General features: G+C 38.0%; 23 protein-coding genes. 16 read left to right on the forward strand and 7 right to left on the reverse strand.

Going from position 1 to position 19,223, the window contains the following annotated elements; translation table 11 throughout:
* Window positions 1–31: 31 nt before the first annotated feature.
* The 3 genes from lepB to rpsD all read right to left on the reverse strand — a co-directional run bounded on the left by lepB (window position 32) and on the right by rpsD (window position 1,949).
* Window positions 32–568, reverse strand: coding sequence for a signal peptidase I (gene lepB, locus AB1I62_RS15265; RefSeq protein WP_010712890.1), 537 nt, complete (start codon window positions 566–568; stop codon window positions 32–34).
* Between the two features lie 61 nt (window positions 569–629).
* On the reverse strand, window positions 630–1,178 hold the full coding sequence (locus tag AB1I62_RS15270) for a biotin transporter BioY (protein ID WP_002354975.1): 549 nt from the start codon (window positions 1,176–1,178) through the stop codon (window positions 630–632).
* 159 nt (window positions 1,179–1,337) lie between these two features.
* On the reverse strand, window positions 1,338–1,949 hold the full coding sequence (gene rpsD, locus AB1I62_RS15275) for a 30S ribosomal protein S4 (protein WP_002365342.1): 612 nt from the start codon (window positions 1,947–1,949) through the stop codon (window positions 1,338–1,340).
* A 323-nt stretch (window positions 1,950–2,272) separates the two neighbouring features.
* On the opposite strand from rpsD, the gene AB1I62_RS15280 reads away from it, so the two are divergent.
* The 3 genes from AB1I62_RS15280 (at window position 2,273) to AB1I62_RS15290 (ending at window position 4,587) form a co-directional block, all read left to right on the forward strand.
* A complete protein-coding gene (locus AB1I62_RS15280) occupies window positions 2,273–3,076 on the forward strand; it encodes a formate/nitrite transporter family protein (protein WP_002365340.1) in 804 nt (267 codons plus the stop codon).
* A gap of 71 nt (window positions 3,077–3,147) precedes the next feature.
* The gene (locus AB1I62_RS15285; protein ID WP_002354978.1) at window positions 3,148–3,801 is read left to right on the forward strand and encodes a DNA alkylation repair protein; all 654 of its coding nucleotides are present in this window, start codon (window positions 3,148–3,150) and stop codon (window positions 3,799–3,801) included.
* Window positions 3,802–3,810: 9 nt separating this feature from the next.
* Complete coding sequence (locus AB1I62_RS15290) at window positions 3,811–4,587, forward strand: HAD family hydrolase (RefSeq protein ID WP_002361040.1); 777 nt, start codon at window positions 3,811–3,813, stop codon at window positions 4,585–4,587.
* A 45-nt stretch (window positions 4,588–4,632) separates the two neighbouring features.
* Here AB1I62_RS15290 and def read toward each other — a convergent pair whose 3' ends face one another.
* A complete protein-coding gene (def, locus tag AB1I62_RS15295) occupies window positions 4,633–5,196 on the reverse strand; it encodes a peptide deformylase (protein ID WP_048737604.1) in 564 nt (187 codons plus the stop codon).
* A 279-nt stretch (window positions 5,197–5,475) separates the two neighbouring features.
* Here def and rpsO point away from each other — a divergent pair, with 279 nt between their 5' ends.
* The 8 genes from rpsO (at window position 5,476) to AB1I62_RS15335 (ending at window position 12,924) form a co-directional block, all read left to right on the forward strand.
* Entirely contained in the window at window positions 5,476–5,745 is a 270-nt protein-coding gene (gene rpsO / locus AB1I62_RS15300; protein WP_002354983.1) for a 30S ribosomal protein S15, read from the forward strand.
* 186 nt (window positions 5,746–5,931) lie between these two features.
* Entirely contained in the window at window positions 5,932–8,046 is a 2,115-nt protein-coding gene (gene pnp, locus AB1I62_RS15305) for a polyribonucleotide nucleotidyltransferase (protein WP_002367402.1), read from the forward strand.
* A 181-nt stretch (window positions 8,047–8,227) separates the two neighbouring features.
* Window positions 8,228–9,088: a rod shape-determining protein MreC gene (gene mreC, locus AB1I62_RS15310; protein WP_002383273.1), complete on the forward strand. Its 861-nt coding sequence runs from the start codon at window positions 8,228–8,230 to the stop codon at window positions 9,086–9,088.
* Window positions 9,085–9,594, forward strand: a complete 510-nt coding sequence (gene mreD, locus AB1I62_RS15315) for a rod shape-determining protein MreD (RefSeq protein ID WP_002354987.1) — start codon at window positions 9,085–9,087, stop codon at window positions 9,592–9,594. The genes mreC and mreD overlap by 4 nt, the downstream gene beginning before the upstream one ends.
* Before the next feature lie 331 nt (window positions 9,595–9,925).
* Window positions 9,926–11,347 (forward strand): CHAP domain-containing protein, encoded by a 1,422-nt coding sequence (locus AB1I62_RS15320; RefSeq protein WP_025192717.1) that lies wholly within the window; start codon window positions 9,926–9,928, stop codon window positions 11,345–11,347.
* 177 nt (window positions 11,348–11,524) lie between these two features.
* Window positions 11,525–12,094, forward strand: coding sequence for a TetR/AcrR family transcriptional regulator (locus AB1I62_RS15325; RefSeq protein WP_002354991.1), 570 nt, complete (start codon window positions 11,525–11,527; stop codon window positions 12,092–12,094).
* A 40-nt stretch (window positions 12,095–12,134) separates the two neighbouring features.
* The gene (locus AB1I62_RS15330; RefSeq protein ID WP_002387365.1) at window positions 12,135–12,605 is read left to right on the forward strand and encodes a low molecular weight protein-tyrosine-phosphatase; all 471 of its coding nucleotides are present in this window, start codon (window positions 12,135–12,137) and stop codon (window positions 12,603–12,605) included.
* Window positions 12,606–12,693: 88 nt separating this feature from the next.
* On the forward strand, window positions 12,694–12,924 hold the full coding sequence (locus AB1I62_RS15335; RefSeq protein ID WP_002385239.1) for a hypothetical protein: 231 nt from the start codon (window positions 12,694–12,696) through the stop codon (window positions 12,922–12,924).
* 47 nt (window positions 12,925–12,971) lie between these two features.
* Here AB1I62_RS15335 and AB1I62_RS15340 read toward each other — a convergent pair whose 3' ends face one another.
* Window positions 12,972–13,706 (reverse strand): class A sortase, encoded by a 735-nt coding sequence (locus AB1I62_RS15340; protein ID WP_002354994.1) that lies wholly within the window; start codon window positions 13,704–13,706, stop codon window positions 12,972–12,974.
* A 233-nt stretch (window positions 13,707–13,939) separates the two neighbouring features.
* Between AB1I62_RS15340 and AB1I62_RS15345 the strand changes: the two genes are divergently transcribed.
* The 3 genes from AB1I62_RS15345 (at window position 13,940) to thiT (ending at window position 16,194) form a co-directional block, all read left to right on the forward strand.
* On the forward strand, window positions 13,940–14,725 hold the full coding sequence (locus AB1I62_RS15345) for a hypothetical protein (protein ID WP_002354996.1): 786 nt from the start codon (window positions 13,940–13,942) through the stop codon (window positions 14,723–14,725).
* A gap of 77 nt (window positions 14,726–14,802) precedes the next feature.
* Window positions 14,803–15,456 (forward strand): PepSY domain-containing protein, encoded by a 654-nt coding sequence (locus AB1I62_RS15350; RefSeq protein WP_016614830.1) that lies wholly within the window; start codon window positions 14,803–14,805, stop codon window positions 15,454–15,456.
* Window positions 15,457–15,618: 162 nt separating this feature from the next.
* Entirely contained in the window at window positions 15,619–16,194 is a 576-nt protein-coding gene (thiT, locus tag AB1I62_RS15355) for an energy-coupled thiamine transporter ThiT (protein ID WP_002354998.1), read from the forward strand.
* A gap of 119 nt (window positions 16,195–16,313) precedes the next feature.
* Here the strand turns inward: thiT and AB1I62_RS15360 are convergent, their stop codons facing one another.
* Complete coding sequence (locus AB1I62_RS15360; protein WP_048737602.1) at window positions 16,314–16,676, reverse strand: hypothetical protein; 363 nt, start codon at window positions 16,674–16,676, stop codon at window positions 16,314–16,316.
* A 216-nt stretch (window positions 16,677–16,892) separates the two neighbouring features.
* Here AB1I62_RS15360 and AB1I62_RS15365 point away from each other — a divergent pair, with 216 nt between their 5' ends.
* Together AB1I62_RS15365 and AB1I62_RS15370 are read left to right on the forward strand one after the other, a co-directional pair.
* Window positions 16,893–17,669, forward strand: coding sequence for a peptidase C39 family protein (locus AB1I62_RS15365; protein WP_002355000.1), 777 nt, complete (start codon window positions 16,893–16,895; stop codon window positions 17,667–17,669).
* A 76-nt stretch (window positions 17,670–17,745) separates the two neighbouring features.
* Window positions 17,746–18,297, forward strand: coding sequence for a DNA-3-methyladenine glycosylase I (locus tag AB1I62_RS15370; protein ID WP_002378947.1), 552 nt, complete (start codon window positions 17,746–17,748; stop codon window positions 18,295–18,297).
* A 68-nt stretch (window positions 18,298–18,365) separates the two neighbouring features.
* Here AB1I62_RS15370 and AB1I62_RS15375 read toward each other — a convergent pair whose 3' ends face one another.
* Complete coding sequence (locus tag AB1I62_RS15375; protein WP_002365331.1) at window positions 18,366–19,118, reverse strand: MurR/RpiR family transcriptional regulator; 753 nt, start codon at window positions 19,116–19,118, stop codon at window positions 18,366–18,368.
* Between the last annotated feature and the right edge of the window lie 105 nt (window positions 19,119–19,223).

Genomic DNA, 19,223 nt, shown 5'->3' on the forward strand with positions numbered 1-19,223 from the left:
AGTCTAACTTTTTGAGGGCGGTTTATTATTTTTATGGAAAGCCAATTTTATCTAACGGATAATAACGAAAAGTCAAAACACCTTCCACACTCTCTTGTTTAACAAAGCCAAAGTAACGACTGTCATCTGAGCGCGGGCGATTATCCCCCAAGACAAAATACATGCCTTCTGGAACGGTCAGGGATTGGGTGGCTTCTAAGGTCTCTAGCGTAAAATCTTGGGTATAATTTTCATTTTTAGAGACATTTCGTTTAGCACTTGCTAAGTAATCTTCACTGAGTGATACACCATTAATATAAAGGGTATCATCGCGATACTCGACTGTTTCGCCAGGTAAACCAATTAAACGTTTGGCTACTCGTTGGCCGTTGCGAGGACTAGGGAAAGCGATAATATCAAAGCGCTGTGGCTTTTTAATCGAGGTCACCCATAAACGGTCGTTGTTATGAAGTGTTGGTTCCATTGAAGAGCCGTTCACCGCAGCAGGGGAGAAAACATAGTGTCGAATCAGCAAGACAGCGACGACTAACAAAACCAACTGAACCAATCGTTTTAATAATGAGGACATGGACTTCACTCCTTTGTCCTTTTAGTGTACTACAGACAAGGAAAAGAAAAAAGTTTTCCCCTTAAGAAAGGTGTGCTAAAAAACGTTTCATAAAGCGTTGGCGAATTAAAATACCAACATAAGCAGCTGCGACAGCCTTGATGATACCAGGAATAATAAACGGAGCAAACCCGCCAGCGAAAGCGTTTGGCCACGGCAGATTTGCGGAATATTTCAACCAAATCATACCGAAAACTAAGGTAACTAAGGCGCCGGCAATATTTGCGATAATGGCCCAAGTATAGTTAAAGGTTGTTTTTTCTAAAATATAACCAGTTAATAAGCCGTTGAAGATAAAGCCGATTAAATAGCCGCCAGTTGGTCCAAAGAGTACACCGAACCCGCTAGACATCCCAGCGTAAACGGGTAAACCAATTAATCCTAATAAGAAGTAAATTAAAATAGCGTAGGTCCCTGTTCGTTTGCCCAAAACGGTAGCGGTTAAGCCGATGGCAAATGTTTGTCCGGTTAATGGGACAATCCCCAATGGAATTGTAAATTGTGAAAGTACAGCAATAATCACAGCGAATTCTGCTGCTAAAATTAAAGAGCGTAACGATGCTTTATTCATAAGAAGCCTCACTTTCTATTGTTAACCAATTATTTTTATTTGGTTAACAATAGTTTAGCGGAAGTAAACAATTTTGTAAAGAGGGCAAAGAAAAAAACCTTGCCAAGAAAGGCAAGGTTTTGAAAGAAGGTAAGAACCGTAGTTCGACCTTTTGAAATCTTAAAGTTTTTGGTTGTAGTATTCAACGACAAGTGCTTCGTCGATTTCTGGGTAAAGTTCATCACGTTCTGGTAAACGAGTGAAGCTACCTTCTAATTTTTCAGTGTCAAAGCTTACGAATGCTGGACGTCCAACAGTTGCTTCAACCGCTTCTTTAATTGTTGAGATGTTTTGAGATTTTTCACGAACACCGATCACTTGACCAACTTCAACGTGGTATGATGGAATATCAACACGTTTGCCGTCTACAGTGATGTGGCCATGGTTAACTAATTGACGTGCTTGACGACGAGTAGTTGCAAGACCTAAACGGTAAACAACGTTATCTAAGCGTTGTTCTAGTAAAACCATGAAGTTAACACCGTGTTTACCTTCTTTGATTTTGCTTGCTTTAATGAACAACGTACGGAATTGACGTTCGTTCATGCCATACATATGACGTAATTTTTGTTTTTCAGTTAATTGCATTCCGTATTCAGAAACTTTACCACGGCTGTTAGGTCCGTGTTGTCCTGGTTTGTAAGGGCGACGAGCTAGTTCTTTACCAGTACCTGATAAAGAGATACCTAGACGACGAGATACTTTCCATGATGGTCCAGTATAACGAGACATTAAAAATTCCTCCAATAAATAAATGTTTTTTTGGAGTAAAATAATTAGATGAAAAATTCATATTCGTTCAGTTCATTCTTCAACCTTCGCCTTTGCAGCCGCGGTTACGCAGTTGAACCAAGTTTGGCAATGAACTGTTGACGAGTTATTATTCTTCTGCTGCAATTATTTTACACAAAATCTAGTATACTTAATAGGATAGGAAACGTCAAGGTTTTAAAGTGAAATATGAAAAAAAGGTAGACAAAAACACTTTTCCTCATTAGAATAAGGAGAGATGTTTTGAAAATATAAGTTGAAAACGGAATGAAAGGGAGTTTACAATGAAGTCTGGTTCACCATTGTTTGAACAAATTGATAAATCCATCGACAAGAAAGTGAATTTATTCTCAAACAGCTTTTCCCGCTACGCTGTTCGTGCAATGCTTGCTTGTCTATTTTTAACGTTGGGAACAGCCGTTGCTTTTGCAATCGCAATTAAAGGAGAAGGAATTTCTCATGGTTTAGGGAAAATGCTTTACGCCTTCATGTTCAGTTGGTCACTTGTGATGATTTTATATATGAATGCCGAACTTGGTACCTCGAATATGTTGTACATGACTGTTGGGGTCTATCGTAAAAAAGTTAACTTTTCCTTAGCTGCAAAAATTTTATTTACCTGTATCTTATTCAATTTAATTGGTGGCGTCTTGTTTGGTTTCTTGGTATCACTTACGGTGCCATTCCAAGATTTGCCAAAAGATAGTTTCTTCTTTACATCGATTGCTGGAAAATTAGAAAAAACCACCCTGCAAATTTTAGTTGAAGCTATGTTCGCCAATATTGTAGTTAATACAGCCGTATTAGTGAGTATGCGAATGAAAGATGATGCCGGCAAAGTCGCGGCCATTATTTTCATTATCTTTATCTTTGCGTTCCTTGGTTTTGAACACGTGATTGCCAACTTCCCAGCCTTCAGTTTAGCTTACTTTGCTTCGAACGGCGCAATTGAAGCTTTCACAGCTGGTAATGTTGTTCATAATCTGTTCTGGGCCTTTATCGGTAACTTTATCGGTGGTGGCTTAATTATGGGTCTCGGCTATGCCTGGTTAGATAAAGACAACAAAAACTTAACGTATTTTGATTAATTGACCAACCAACTATACTAAAACATGGTACACTGTTTTAGTATAGTTTTTTTATTATAAGGAGCGAAGGAATGGACACACTTCAATTTCAGAAGAACCCAGAAACAGCAGCAAAAATGTCTGCTTATATGAAACACCAATTTGTTTTTGCAGGCATCCCCGCCCCAGAACGTCAAGCGTTAAGTAAACAACTTTTAAAAGAAAGTCATACGTGGCCAAAGGAAAAATTATGCCAAGAGATTGAGGCTTATTATCAAAAAACAGAACGAGAATATCAGTATGTCGCTATTGATTTAGCCCTTCAAAATGTTCGGAGATTTTCATTAGAAGAGGTCGTAGCGTTTAAAGCCTATGTTCCACAAAAAGCGTGGTGGGATAGTGTGGATGCTTGGCGAAAATTTTTTGGGTCGTGGGTGGCGTTGCATCTGACTGAATTGCCAACGATTTTTGCCCTTTTTTATGGCGCTGAAAATTTCTGGAATCGGCGTGTTGCGCTGAATTTACAGTTGATGTTGAAAGAAAAGACCAATCAGGACCTGTTGAAAAAGGCGATTATTTATGATAGAACTACAGAGGAGTTCTTCATTCAAAAAGCGATTGGCTGGTCATTACGCCAATATAGTAAAACGAATCCGCAATGGGTCGAGGAATTGATGAAAGAATTAGTGTTGAGTCCTTTAGCACAACGAGAAGGCAGTAAATATTTAGCGAAAGCGAGCGAATAAGGAGAAATGATGGAAAGAAAACTTTTTGCATTTGATATTGATGGGACGTTGTTAAATTCGGAGAAGAAAGCATTGGATAGCACGAGAGAAGCGCTAGCAAAATTGCGGGAGCAAGGACACTTAGTTACGCTGGCAACTGGCAGAAGTCGTTATATGGCGCAAGAGGTGATTTGGGATTTAGATTTTACTAATTACGTATTATGCAATGGCGCCGCGGCTTTTGTGGATCATGAGCAATATTATCAAAATTTATTGCACGCTGAAGCGTTGGAACGTTTGGCACAAGACAGTGATCAACGCGGCTTAGGGTTTGCTTGTGTGGGCTTAGATGATATTAAGAAGAGCAACCAGCACCGTGCTGAAAAAATGGAAATTGCGATGAACTCTTTTCATTTTCATTCACCTGCTTATGATGAACACTTTTATCGTCAAAATGATATTTACCAAGCGCTGGCTTTTTATGACGCAGAAGATCAGTGTACGTTTGAAGAAGAATACCCAGAATTTCGCTTTATTCGCTGGCATCAACATAGCGTAGATGTTGTGCCTAAAGATGGCTCAAAATCAGCTACGTTAACGTATTTAGCTAAACGTGTGGGCATTGATGCAAAAAATATCATTGCCTTTGGGGATGGCGAAAATGACCGAGAAATGTTAAGTCATGCAGGAATTGGCGTTGCAATGGGCAATGCGAGTCCTTCCATTCAAAAAGTGGCTACGATGGTCACAGATACAAATGATAATGATGGGATTTGGAAAGCCTTAAAAGAAATGAAGGCCATTTAAAAAAACTGGGCCGTTTGTCTGAAAACAAACGGCCCAGTTTTTTTTTTATTCGATGACTAAAACGCCCTCTTTTAAAGCAAATGGATTTTCTTTGTTAATATGATCGTAGAACATAATGCCATTAATATGATCAATTTCATGTTGAACCACAATCGCTTCGTAGTTTTTTAAACGAACTTTGTGTTTTTCGCCAGCCATGTCAAAATAACTGACGGTAATTTTGTTATGGCGAACGACATATCCAGGCACATCCCGATCGACAGATAAACAGCCTTCCCCTTCACCTAAACAGACATCTTGCACAGAATGGCTCAAAATTTTAGGGTTGTACATCACCATACTTAATGAAGGCGTTTCGTTTTCTGGGTCGTTGCTAGGAACATGGACAGCAATAATTCGTTTAGAAATGTCTAATTGTGGTGCAGCTAAACCAACGCCACCACGTAATTGTAATTCTTCAGCTTTGACTGGATCTTGACTATTTTTTAAGAAAGTCAACATGTCTTCGCCTAATTGTCGGTCTTCCTCAGTGATAGGGACAGGCACTTCTTCTGCCACAGCACGAAGTGTGGGATTCCCTTCACGAATAATATCTTTCATTGTAATCATTCAATGGTTCCTCCTTTGAAACATAAAAAAATTCTTCTTTTATTTATTCATGCGCTGAAATAATCAGTTGTTTACCACCATTTAGTGTATCACAAAATCACCAAAAAAGGGGCTAGATTGTTTAAAAAAACTATCGAATAATAGAGATTAAGCTTGCATTTTAGCGGTGTTTCCTGTAAAGTAAGCTTGTGTGGAAACACACCATCTATCACTTGGTTTAGCGAGTCACCAACGCTTCACTCAGTGATCAGACGAATAATAGAGAAAGAGGTGGAACAAATGGCAATTTCACAAGAAAGAAAAAACGAAATCATTAAAGAATACGCACGTCATGAAGGAGATACTGGTTCTCCAGAAGTACAAATTGCTGTCTTAACTGAAGACATTAACCAATTGAACGAACATGCGCGTACACACAAAAAAGATCACCATTCTTACCGTGGTTTAATGAAAAAAATCGGTCACCGTCGTAACTTGTTAGCTTACTTACGTAAAACTGACATCCAACGTTACCGCGAATTGATCCAACGTTTAGGATTACGTCGTTAATCATTACGTATAAAGCGAGGTTCAATCAGAATCTCGCTTTTTATCTTATTGTCACTATTGAAGGTCCTCTTTGGAAAGTTTTTATGAACTACTAACCAAATGAAAGAGCAGCAACGACTTGTTACTTTTTCATTTGTTTAGTAGCCGTCTGACTTTTCCAAAGAGCAAGAGTAAAGGAGAAGAATTATGACAGAAAAACAAGTCTTTAAAACAACTTGGGGCGGCCGCCCACTAGAAGTAGAAATCGGCCAATTAGCCAAACAAGCCAATGGAGCTGTCTTAGTACGTTACGGCGATACGGTCGTTTTAAGTGCTGCTGTTGCCTCTAAAGAAGCAAAAGATGTAGACTTTTTCCCATTAACTGTAAACTATGAAGAAAAAATGTATGCGGTAGGAAAAATTCCTGGCGGCTTCATTAAACGTGAAGGTCGTCCAAGTGAACGTGCGACATTAACCGCTCGTTTAATCGATCGTCCCATTCGTCCAATGTTCTCAGAAGGCTTCCGTAACGAAGTCCAAATCACAAACATCGTTATGAGTGTGGATCAAGATTGTACACCAGAAATGGCTGCAATGTTTGGGTCTTCCTTAGCGTTAGCAATTTCAGATATTCCGTTTGATGGACCAATTGCTGGTGTTGACGTTGGTCGTATTAATGGCGAATATGTCTTAAACCCAACGGTAGAACAAGCAGAACAAACAGATATTGAATTAACTGTTGCTGGAACAAAAGAAGCCATCAATATGGTTGAAAGTGGTGCCAAAGAAGTATCAGAAGAAGATATGTTAGGTGCCTTACTTTTCGGTTTTGATGCCATCAAAGAACTAGTGGCGTTCCAAGAAGAAATCGTTGCCGCTGTAGGTAAACCAAAAATGGACGTGGACTTATTACAAGTGGACGCTGATCTTAAAAAAGAAATTTTTGATGCGTACTACAATACAATGAAAACAGCCGTAATGACGGAAGAAAAATTAGCACGTGAAGTTGAAATTGACAAAGTAAAAGATACAGTCAAAGAAGTTTACGCTGAAAAATTTGCGGAACATGAAGAAGAAGCGCAATTACTAAAAGAAGTGAAACAAATTGCGGAAGATCTTGAAAAAGATGTCGTACGTGAGTTAATCACGATCGATAAGATTCGCCCGGATGGCCGTAAATTAGACGAAATTCGTCATTTATCATCAGAAGTAAGTATTTTACCACGTGTGCATGGTTCTGGCTTATTTACTCGGGGTCAAACACAAGCTTTATCCGTTTGTACATTAGCGCCTTTAGGGGAACATCAAATTATCGATGGGTTGGGTGTCCAAGATAGCAAACGTTTCATCCATCATTATAACTTCCCACAATTCTCTGTTGGTTCAACAGGACGCGCGGGCTCACCAGGTCGTCGTGAAATCGGTCACGGTGCGTTAGGTGAACGTGCCTTAGCACAAATTATTCCATCAGAAGAAGACTTCCCTTACACAATCCGCTTAGTAGCGGAAGTGTTAGAATCAAATGGTTCTTCTTCACAAGCAAGTATTTGCGCGGGAACATTAGCATTAATGGATGCGGGTGTGCCAATTAAAGCGCCAGTTGCAGGTATTGCAATGGGTCTTGTTAGTGATGGCGAAAACTACACAATCTTAACAGATATTCAAGGTTTAGAAGACCACCTTGGCGATATGGACTTTAAAGTAGCGGGAACGAAAGACGGAATCACTGCTTTACAAATGGACATCAAAATCCAAGGAATTACAGAACAAATTTTAACGGAAGCATTAGACCAAGCGAAGAAAGCACGGATGGAAATTCTAGAAGAATTAACAACAACGATTGCTGCCCCTCGTGAAGAATTAAGTCAATATGCACCGAAAATTGAAATGATTCAAATTAAACCAGCGAAAATTAAAGATGTCATTGGTAAAGGTGGCGAAACAATCAACAGCATCATTGATGAAACTGGTGTTAAGATTGATATCGATCAAGACGGTAACGTAAGTATTGCTTCATCAGATGCTGAAATGATTAAAAAAGCCATCAAGATTATTGAAGAATTAACCAAAGAAGTCGAAGTCGGTCAAGTTTACTTAGCAAAAGTTGTCCGCATTGAAAAATTTGGTGCATTTGTTAACCTAATTAAAGGCAAAGATGGCTTGATCCATATTTCTCAATTAGCAAACGAACGTGTGAACAACGTTGAAGATGTCGTGAAATTAGGCGACGAAGTCCTTGTCAAAGTAACTGAAATTGACAAACAAGGCCGTGTCAACGTGTCAAGAAAAGCATTATTAAACGAAGAAAACAAAGAAAAATAATTTCTTTTTAAACCAACGAAAACCAAGGAAGCTTCCTTTCTTTTCGTTGGTTTTTTCGTTGAAAACAAGCCCTAAAAAAGAAATGATAAAAAAAGCTAAAGACGATCGCCAACTCTTTTGTTTATAGTCAATTAGTGGTAAAATTAATACTATCAGTCTGAAGAATATCTGGGGTGTCTTTGTGAAAAAATTTAATCCAAATAAAAATATAATCATTACCTTAATTTTAGTCATTATTTTAGTAACCATTATTAGTTTAACTGCTGCGCAACGTTCTGAAAAAGGCAAAACCAATGTCGTTCAAGGTGGCGTCAATAATAGCGTTAGTATGGTGGACCGTGTGATTTCTTTTCCAGCTCGTGTGGTGGAAAACGGCTTGTCTTCAATGGGCAATTTAATTAACACGTTTAAAGAAAACGAACGTCTAAAAGAAAAAATTGATAGCTATAATGAATTAGCTGTCCAAAACAATAACTATAAACGCGAAATTGATAGTTTAAAACAAGAATTGAATCTGAACGAAACGTTGGCCAACTATGAAAAAGTAACTGCGAATGTCATTACGCGTTCGCCTGATACTTGGCAAGACTTATTAATTATCGATAAAGGAACCAATGACGGCATTGAAGCGGGCATGGCGGTCATGGCGCAAAAAGGGTTAGTGGGGCGTGTCATTGAAGTCAATGCAACGACTGCAAAAGTGGAACTACTAACGTCTAAAAATGTTAACTCGAACCATTTCCCTGTGCGAGTAACTTCCGCAAATGGCGAATCGTTTGGTTTACTTAAAAATTACGACAATAAGACGAATGCATTAATTGTGTCACAATTAACTGGCGATGCCACTCTAAAAGAAGGCGATGTCGTTCAGACTTCTGGCTTAGGTGGTAATTCCCCAGCCGATTTAGCGGTAGGGACAGTTATTAAAGTGAAACCAGATAGTTTTGGTTTAGATCGTGAAGTGTATGTGAAACCTTATGCGGATGTCTATGGTATCTCCGTTGTGACGGTCGTGAAAAGATCGGCAGGGGAAAGCGAATGATTCGGAAAGAGTATTTAAAATACGTCACACCTATTCTCTTGTTTTTCTTAATGTTAATTGATGCTCATTTAACAAAGTCTTTTGAAACGTGGACAAGTAATGTTTACTTCGCCAGTTCACATCTGTTATTACTTGCGTTTATGTTTGCCGTTCCTAATTTTTCTAAACGTTATTTATTAATTACTTCGTTAATTTTAGGCTTTATTTGCGATAGCTACTACATTGGCATTATCGGGATTTATACAGTCGCACTGACGCTTTCGGTTATGTTGATGTATACATTTAAAGAAGTAATTCAAACAAATTTACTAACTGGTTTTTTTGGGATCGTTATTTTTACCACGTTGTATGAACTGATTGCGGTACTGATTCAAGTGGCCTTTCATTTAGCGGATGTCAGCCCGATTTTATTTATTACGCGTGTGTTGGGCCCTACATTGCTATTGAACATGGTGTGGTATGTTATTTTATCTTATCCGCTGAAAAAACTGTTTTCCGTAAAATAAAAATTGAAAATTTTGTTCGTTTGCGAAAAATGCTCAGTTGTTAGCGTTTTTCGCTTTTTTTATTTTCTTTAAATAACAAAACGATGAGAAGCTTACCCTGGAGCCTTGAAGAAAGTTGTGAAAAAAGTGAAGCTTTTTTTTGTCATTTACAAGAAGAAAATTGAAATATTACTGTAACATCCATATTATCTCAGTGACATACAGCTATGCTACAATTGCTCTATCGTTGAAAAAGAGAAATTTATTCAAATTTTAATAAATAATAAAAAAGCTTAACAAAAAAGGATTTTCGGAGGACAACAGATTGAAGAAAAGTGTATTATCGGCTCTAATGGTATGTTCCATTACCTTAACAAGCGTAGCGTTGCCATCCGCAGCATTTGCAGATGAATACGATACAAAGATTCAACAACAAGATCAAAAAATTAATGCGTTAACTAGCCAAATGTCAGATGCAGAAGCAAAAGTTGCCGCGATTGAAAATGATATGGTTGAAACGGCCAAACAAATCGATACATTAACAGCTAAAAAGAACAAGCTATCATCAGAAGTATCTAAATTATATAGTGAAATTTCTGATTTGAATGTCCGTATTCAAAAACGTGAAGTACAAATGACAAAACAAGCACGCGATGTCCAAGTGAATGGTCAAAGTGATTCAATTATTGATGCTGTCTTAGATGCAGATTCAGTAGCAGATGCAATTGGTCGCGTTCAAGCGGTCTCAACAATGATGAGCGCCAACAATGAATTACTAGAACAACAAAAAGAAGACAAAGCGACTGTTGAAAAGAAAACAAAGAATGTTGAAAAACAAATTGCTGAATTAGAAGCAGCAACAAAAGAACTAAATGACAAAACAGAATCATTAAAAACATTGAAGATTCAACAAGAAGTGGCTAAAAATGATTTAGAAGCACAACGTTCTGAAGAACAAGGGAAAAAAGACGGCTTCATTAAACAGAAAAAAGAAGCGGAAAAACGTTTAGCAGAAGAACAAGCACGCCAACGTGCAGCTGCTAAAAAAGCAGAAGAACAAGCGGCAGCGCAAGCACAAGCCGCAGCACAAAAAGCGGCAGCAGAGCAAGCGAAAGCAACAAAAGCAGCCAATGAGGCAGCAGCATCTGCTGCTGAAGAAAAAGCCGCAACACCAGCAGTAGAATCATCAACAACTACTGAAAGTACCACAACGCAAGAAACAACAACTTCAAGTACTGAAACAGAAAGTGTTGTAACAACACCTGTGGCAGCAGCACCTGAAAAAGAAAAAGAAGTTCCTGTAACTAACCCAACGACTCCTGAAAAAGGTAATGAAGCAAAACCAGGGAATGGTGGCGTGACTTCAGGAAAACAAGCCGCAATTAATGCAGCTTTAGCAGATGTTGGTAATTCTTATGCAACAGGTTGGAATCAGCCAGGCGAATGTTTAGTTTCCGTTCGTCGCTGGTTAGCGGCAGGCGGTATTAACTTCGGTTATGGTGGTCCAAACAGTGGCTATGTTGCTTCTGGTGCAACACAAGTTAGCTGGAGTAACGTGCAACCAGGCGATGTTGTTCAATATGAAAGTGCCTATAGTCCAGATAGCTGGATTGGTGGCGTGCATACTGTCTTAGTTACAGGTGTAAGTGGTGGAAGTGTCCAAATCGTTGAAGCGAACAACCCAGGAGGTTCTGGTTATGTTTCTTCTAACTCTAACTGGTCACCAGCACCACCAGCAGGATTCCGCGCTGTTGTATGGCGTTTTCCAGGCTAAATAGTCATCTATTAATAATTGATAACAAGGAGTGGTAACTAACAAAAATCGTTAGTTGCCGCTTTTTTTATTCATTTAATTTTAAATATATGCATAAAATGTATCTGAAAATATTGTAATCTGGCCATTTTTTTGCAATTATAGAGGTATATACATATTAGGAGCGGAGGAATCAGCATGAGCGGAACGCACGATACAAAACAAGCAATCGCTTCAGCTTTAATAGAATTATGTGAACAAAAGGATTTTCGTAAAATAAGTGTCCAAGATATTACCAAAAAAGTGGGCTTGAATCGCCAAACATTTTATTATCACTTTACAGATAAATATGATTTATTACGTTGGATTTATCGTCACGATGCATTGATTTACTTAGAAACAGATATTTGTTTGGAAAACTGGGAGGAACAAGCCCTGAAGTTATTAAAAGCGATTAAAGAGAAGAGCCATTTCTACTATACAACGGTGACCTCAGATTCAGAAGTTCTTCTTAATGTTTTTTCCGCTTCGACCAATCGCTTATTTATTTCATTATTTGAACAAGTCGATGTTGAGAACCATTTAACAGATAAAGACAAACAATTTTATGCGAATTTCTTTTCTTATGGATGTAGCGGTGTCTTAACGAAATGGATTCTTGAGGAATATCCTCAGACTCCTTTGGAAATGGCGACGCAATTATTCCGTTTAGCGAAAGATACAGAATTTATGGCTTATCATTTGTATGAACAAGAAGCCAATGAGTAATGTGTGAAGGATAAAAAGTTTTATGAAGGAGTGAAACGTTGTGGTAACTGTGTTATTTGTTTGTTTAGGCAATATTTGTCGCTCGCCAATGGCAGAAGCGATTTTTCGTCAGAAAGTCCAACAAGCCGGTTTAGAATCGACTATTCAAGTGTTTTCAGCAGCTACTAGCCACTGGGAAGTTGGCAGTCAGCCACATAAGGGAACCAGAAAAATTTTGGAGCAACAAGGAATTTCCTATCAAGGAATGCGGGCGACACAAATCCAGCCAAGTGATTTTAAAAAATATGACTATATCATTGGGATGGATACGAATAATGTGGCCGATTTAAAAGCATTAGCTCCTCAAGAAGAGCAACCGCGGATTCATTTATTTATGGAAGTTGTGGCTGGTAAAGAAACCATGGACGTACCTGATCCTTATTATACTGGAGATTTTGAGGAAACTTACCGCTTAGTGGAAGCAGGTACCTCAGAATGGTTGAAAAAAATAAAAGCACAGCTGAAAGATTAGGACTATAGTCCGATAGTACTTTCTGTTTCCCCTTGGTACAATAGTGTTAACAAATTGTTCAGGGAAAAAGAGACAGGAGGGAAGTAAGATGAACAGTAGTTATTTATCCTATGTTTTTGAATTGAGTTTGTATTATTTATTGTTGATAATGAGTCTGCCGCTAGTGTATGCTGTCACGTATCATTTATCTTTTAGTAGTATGTATACAAGTGAATGGTTAATGATCTCTGTTTTCTTATCTCCGTTAGTTTTATTATTTGCAGGTATTCGTTATGGTTTTGCTCGTTTGAAACAGCAAGAACGCCAAGTGATGAAATAAAGCAAAAAATCCTTGAAAAGTGTCAAAACTTTTCAAGGATTTTTTTATTAAGCCACCCAATCGGCTAAAGTTTTTTGCTCCAATTGGAAAGCCTTCAACATATCGTCGTTGGCGTCTTTAATAGGCGTCGTTGCTGCTAATGTTCCTTGAACAGCAATTCGCGTCGTTGCTTGTAAATCGCCACAGGTAATTAAGGTAATCATATTTTGACCAGGAACGTCATCAATTAACTCAACACGGGTTGGTTCGATTTTTTCTACAGAAGTTATTTTGTATGTATAAACAGTAGATAAATCAGTGATATAAATGAGTTCGTCTTTTTTGGTTCTTTCTAAAGGTGAAAATAAGGAAACACCATCTTCCGTTCGATGACTAGCCAAGGCATAATTGTTTTTCCCCATGACTTGATCTTCTTTCATGGTCCCCGCACCAGTTAATAAAGCGACATTTGACAATCCTTTAAAAATGGGCAAATTAATTTCGACACTTGGTATCGCAATGGCACCAATCACAGGTAAGTTTTTGTTTTCAAATTGGGCTTTCATCACCGCTTCTGTGCTCAAGGACTCAACTGAATCAAAGTCAAACGTTGTTTCACGAGCCATATTTTTCTTCACATCAGCTGGTTTCAACTTGCTAACGGCGTACGAGCGGCTATTTTGTTGAACCACCCAACTACGTATCTGATTGTTAAAAATTAAGGCTAAGCCAATGATAAATAGTAAAACTAATAAACTGTTGATTAACCAATTTTTTCCTCTTTTTTTCTCTTTTGGGCGCATATTCTCCCTCCTTTTAATGTATCAAGTTTACCACAATTTATTTGAAAAACCTATTTATTTTCTTTGGGGAATAGGTAAGCTGGCCGGACCTTGATTTAATAAAAAACAACTGAATCGATTGATTTTTCAAAAAAATCCTCATTTTGTAATGGAATTTTAAAGTAAAAGAAACAAGCTTTTCTTTTGAAAATATTGTAAAATGGTAAGGAGGCTAGTAGAGGGGAGATGGGAATTTGCTTGATTTAATTTATGTACATATAGATGTAACCAGCAACGCGGTTTTATCTAAAGGAATTACCCATTCCGATTTTGTTCGTTCAATTGTGCATCATCCACAGAACTTACTATTATTAGATCCTTCTGCCGAAGCTGGCGAATACGATATGCATTCAGGCTTGAAAATTATTCGCGGAGAAGAAAGCGTCAATCGCTATTTTCAATCGCTACAACGTCGTTGGATGACTGAAGAAATTAAATGGATTGACTTTTCCGATGTGACGATGCTAAAAGAGCTAACGCCATTAGAAATTTCGGAACTTCTTTATTTTGGACACATGAAGAATAGTTTGCATTCGCCTTTCTTTTATAAGCTACAAAATGATTTTGTCTTTTTTGAATTTGCAGATCAGATGACGCGTGTCTATTATCGTTATATTGATGAATTTTATCGAATCTTTGCTGATAAAATTACACGTGTTGTTTTAGAGAAAGTCAACCAGAAAAAGGCCTTCTTTAAACGAAATACGCCTGTCGAAAAATTAAGTCCTGAATTACTTAAAAATATGAAAGGTATCTTGCAAGAAGGTGTTATTTTTTGCTTCCAACAAACGGAAGTGGATAAAGAAGAATATCGGATTCCTATTTACTTGGTGGAAGATTCACTTAGCAAGATGAAAAATACCTCTTACCAAAAAGAAGAAATTTTGGCAACGCTTGTCTATAATAGTGAAAAACGCATTTGGCACATTGAACAAGAGAATGATTTCGGTGAAATTTTTATGTTGGCCCATGAAGGCTGAGAGAGCTCTAACTTTATCAACTAAAGTAGGGCTTTTTTTTGTAGCTATGATTTGGATGAGAAATCAAGTATAATAAAATGATAAAAAGGAAAGAAGGTTGTTTAATGAAAAAAATACTCTATGGCTCTATGACTGGCTTGGCACTCTTTTTGGTAGCTGGCTGTACATCCAAAACACCCACAGCTGTTTCATCAACAAATGAACAAAAAGAAACAGTAATATCAACTAGCGAAACAAGTACATCTGTACAACAAGAAGCAACGACGACATCAGAGAAGACAAGTGCGGTAGCTGTCTCTTTAGAAAAAGTAACGACAGCATTTGAGAAAAAATATCCAGAAGCTAAAATAACAAGTCTGCAGTTAGATACAGATTTTGGACGTTATTTTTATGAAATAGAAGGCGTGGATCAGCAAAAAGAATATCAAGTTGAAGTGAACGCAGAAACAGGCGAATTCACAAAAGAAAAAGTCGAAACCTTGGATGCCGATGAACAAAATGGCGTTAAAATGCAAGAAGAGGCACTTGATTTAACAAATATCATTTCCAGAGAACAAGCCACAACCTTGGCTGAAAAAGCAGCGAAAGTCGGCCAGGCAACAGATTGGAAGTTAGAGAAAGAATTAGGAATCACCTATTGGGAAGTGAAAGTGAAAGAGGGCCAACAAAAAATAGAGGTAAAAATCGATGCTCATTCTGGTAAAATTTTGACAACTGAGCGGGACGATTAATGGATAAAAAGTAGCTGGCATGCGTTTGAGTAGGAGTTGATTATCTTAAATGCTGATCAGCTATTTTTTTGCTTGTTCGACAAACGTGTTTTTCTAAAGTCCCTATGGTAAAATAACGATGTATTAGTGGTTGAGAGCGTCAGAACATAGGAGGAAATTTGTTTGGCTAGAAAAATGGATTTACGTATTTGGGTAGAAGGAACAGTCGTCGCAGCAATGGCAATGGCCCTCTCTTTTTTACCGATTGAATTTGCCAATAGTGGCTTGGACCTATCGTTGGGAATGGTCCCATTAGTTCTTTATTCGTTTCGTCGTGGGTTGCTTCCCGGAGTTGCAGCAGGCTTTGTTTGGGGCATGTTAAATATTATTCTCGGCACAGCCATGAAAAATTTCTTGTCCGTTCCACAGATTATTTTTGAATATCCCTTTGCTTTTGCGTTTGGAGGAATGGGTGGCGTATTCGCTAGAAAAATTCAACTGTATTTTCAAGCGAATCGTTTAAAATCAGCCATTCGTACGATTATTTTAGGAAGTGTTGTCGCAGTCTTCGCCCGCTGGTTTTGGCATTTTTGGGCGGGTGTATTGGTTTGGGGCATGTATGCACCAGAAGGAATGAGCCCATATCTCTATTCCTTTGTTCTAAACGGTACAAGTACCGTCGTCAATTGTTTGTATGTAAGTCTAGTTCTAGGCTTATTGGCAAAAGTAGCACCGCAATTATTTGTTCCTAAGAAATAAGTTGAGTCCTAAGTCAGAAGTTTCATGGGATTTTGACTAAAGTCATAAATAAAAGAAACCACCAACCTGCAATCGCCAGGGTTGGTGGTTTCCATTTATTTTATAAAGACTTCAATATTCTAGTAAATTTGACGTTGGTGACGATTAGCTAACGTGCTGACTTTCATGACAGAAGCAACAGGAATCATGCGCAACTGTTGTTCATCCGTTTGTAAACGAACGACGATATTGTCCGAAATATTTTTTGAGACAATCCAGCCGATCACCGTTTCGAATTTATGCGCTGTAGGGACTTCTTTCAATTGTAAGACCACTAAGGATTTTTGGGCGGCAGCGACTTGGAGCTCTTGTAAAAGCGCACTGCGTTCCTTTTCTTTATTCTTTTGATCTTGAGAATCTTCTAAAAATGCCGAAAAGAAATGTTGGGAAGAGAGCGTAATCAGTTTAGAAATGCTCTTGATGGTAGCTTTATGTTGATCCATTCTTCTGCCTCCTTTACGAATAAAATAGAATAAAACTCAAATGACTAATTACCTGTATTTTACCTAATTTTGTGATAAAATTCAAGAAAATATGTTCGCCTTCAATAATTATGAGAATTTACCAACGTTTCTGTTTTTCGAAAAAGAAAGTAGTATAATGTGTGAGCATATAAGAAATACATAAGATTATCGGATGTAGTCAATAGATAGAAAAGGATGAATAGTATGTCAAAAAAACCATCAGGTTACCAAAAAAAAGTTCTCACGGTGTTGTTGGTATCGTTTGGCTTTGGCGGATTGTTAGCGCAGTTTTCGCCGATGAAATCAGGTGGGTTTTCAAGTTGGTTTGATGATTCATATGTTAAAGCTAGTGCTGAATCAAGTAAAACAAAAGAACCAGCACCAGTTAAAATTGAGAAAAAAGTCAAACCTTTAAGCTATGGACAACAGGTCAATCAAGAAATTGAAAAGAAGCAATATAATGGACATCTGGATTTGCCGTTAGAATTGCAGACAGATGCTAAATGGAAAGACACCGCATACGGATTTGGCAATGTGGATAAGCCGAATACAATCGAAATTAATGGCTGTGCGATTGTGTCGCTTGCAATGGTTGGTTCATACATGGATCACCAAGAAGTTACTCCTCTAGATGTGTTAGCTTGGGCAAAAAATGACTTCTTTATGGAAGGACAAGGGACGGCGTGGTCTATTTTTAGTGCATATGCTGAAATGAAAGGCTATAACTGTCAAGAAATTGGGGATATTGAAACAGTGGCAGCTTTCTTGAAGGAAGGTCATCCAGTCATTATTTCTGTAAAACCGGGCTATTTCACTACAACTGGTCACATTATGGTGATGAGTGGTGTGGATGAAAAAGGCGATTTCTGGATTAATGATCCAAACGATTCAGAAGAAAAGGGCCATTCAAAACGGACATTTACAGCCGAAGAAGTAATGAATGAAGCGTTAAACTTCTGGGCATTTTATTAGGAATAAGAAAAGGTGTGGAACAACAGGCAGTACCCTTTGTTCGCATCTTTTTTAGCAAATAAAAGGAGGCAGGACAATGGAGCGATGTACTTGGGCAACGAATACAACTGAAGAGATGCAAGCCTATCATGATGATGAATGGGGACGTCCAGTTCATGAAGAGCAACAGTTATTTGAGTTATTGACCTTGGAAAGTATGCAAGCGGGCTTAAGCTGGGCGATTATTTTGAATAAACGAGAAACGCTCAGGGCAGCTTATGATGCGTTTGATTATCGGAAAATTGCGCGATATGATGAGGAAAAAATTTTAGCTTTACTAGCAAATCCTGGTGTGATTCGTCATCGTTTAAAAATTCAAGCGACCATCACGAATGCGCAAGTTTTTCAAGAAGTTCAGGCAGAATTTGGGTCCTTTGATCGCTACCTCTGGAACTTTGTCGATCAGCAACCAATCGTTAATCACTGGCAGCACCCAGAAGAGGTTCCAGCCTCCACGGAATTATCGCAACAGATTAGTCGAGCGTTAAAAAAACGAGGATTTAAATTTTTAGGTGCCACGACAGTCTATTCCTTTTTACAGGCGGCGGGATTGGTGAATGATCATTTAGAAACGTGTCAGTATAAATAAGTATAGAAGAATTAAAAAGGAAGGAACTAGCAAAACGAATGGCTAGTTCCTTCCTTTTTTTGCAGTGATTATGGACACTCATTTAACATCGTTGAAACAGTTTTCGCCAACTTTTCTATTAAGAATAGTGCAGGTAGTTGGGACGTTACGTCTGCAATGGAACTTTTCTCAGTTGTTATATAGTAGGGGATTGTGACTGTTGAAAGTTGAGCAATCGTGCTTTTTTCACTATTTGTAATAGCAATTACATCAATCCCCATTTCGATAAAATAATCAATATTTTGCCGAACTTTTTGTGTTTCACCCGAAACTGATAAGGCGATAACGCCCACTTTTTTAGCCGTTTCTTCGGATAATTTGCTAACGGGATGGGAAAAAAGGTGGGATACAGAAGCAGATAAATTGTAGATACTGGAAAAATAAATTTCACCAAATTCAGCTAGGACTTTGGACGTTCCTTCGCCAATAAAAAGAACAAATTCTTTTTTTGCCAGTAATTCCGCAGCTTGAACAATCCGTCCTTCTAATAATTCTTCTGATGAGCGTTGCAAAAAATGAATCAGCATTGTTTCATCTAAAGATTTTGGTTGGGCTGTTTTTTTTCGTTCGCTTAGATAATTCTTCAATTTAAATTTAAAATCTGTATAGCCTTCACACTCGAATTTTTGGCAAAAACGCCAGATTGCCGTTTTACTGAAATGAATTTCATCTGCTAATTCTCGAATTGTCATATAAGGAACTTTTTCAATATTGTGGCTAATATACTTGTAAATCTCTAATTCTGTTGGATTTAATTGTGGATCGTAGGTTAAAAACAGCATGCTGATCCCTCCTGTCGTTTGTGAACGTAATGTCCTTTTTTAGGGACATGGTCTTATTTGTAGATTATAGCACTCAATCAGAAAACTAGCTATAAAAAAAGGCGC

Origin of the sequence: Enterococcus sp. AN402, from assembly GCF_040719405.1 — a bacterium.
In the GTDB taxonomy this organism is placed as follows: Bacteria; Bacillota; Bacilli; order Lactobacillales; family Enterococcaceae; genus Enterococcus; species Enterococcus faecalis.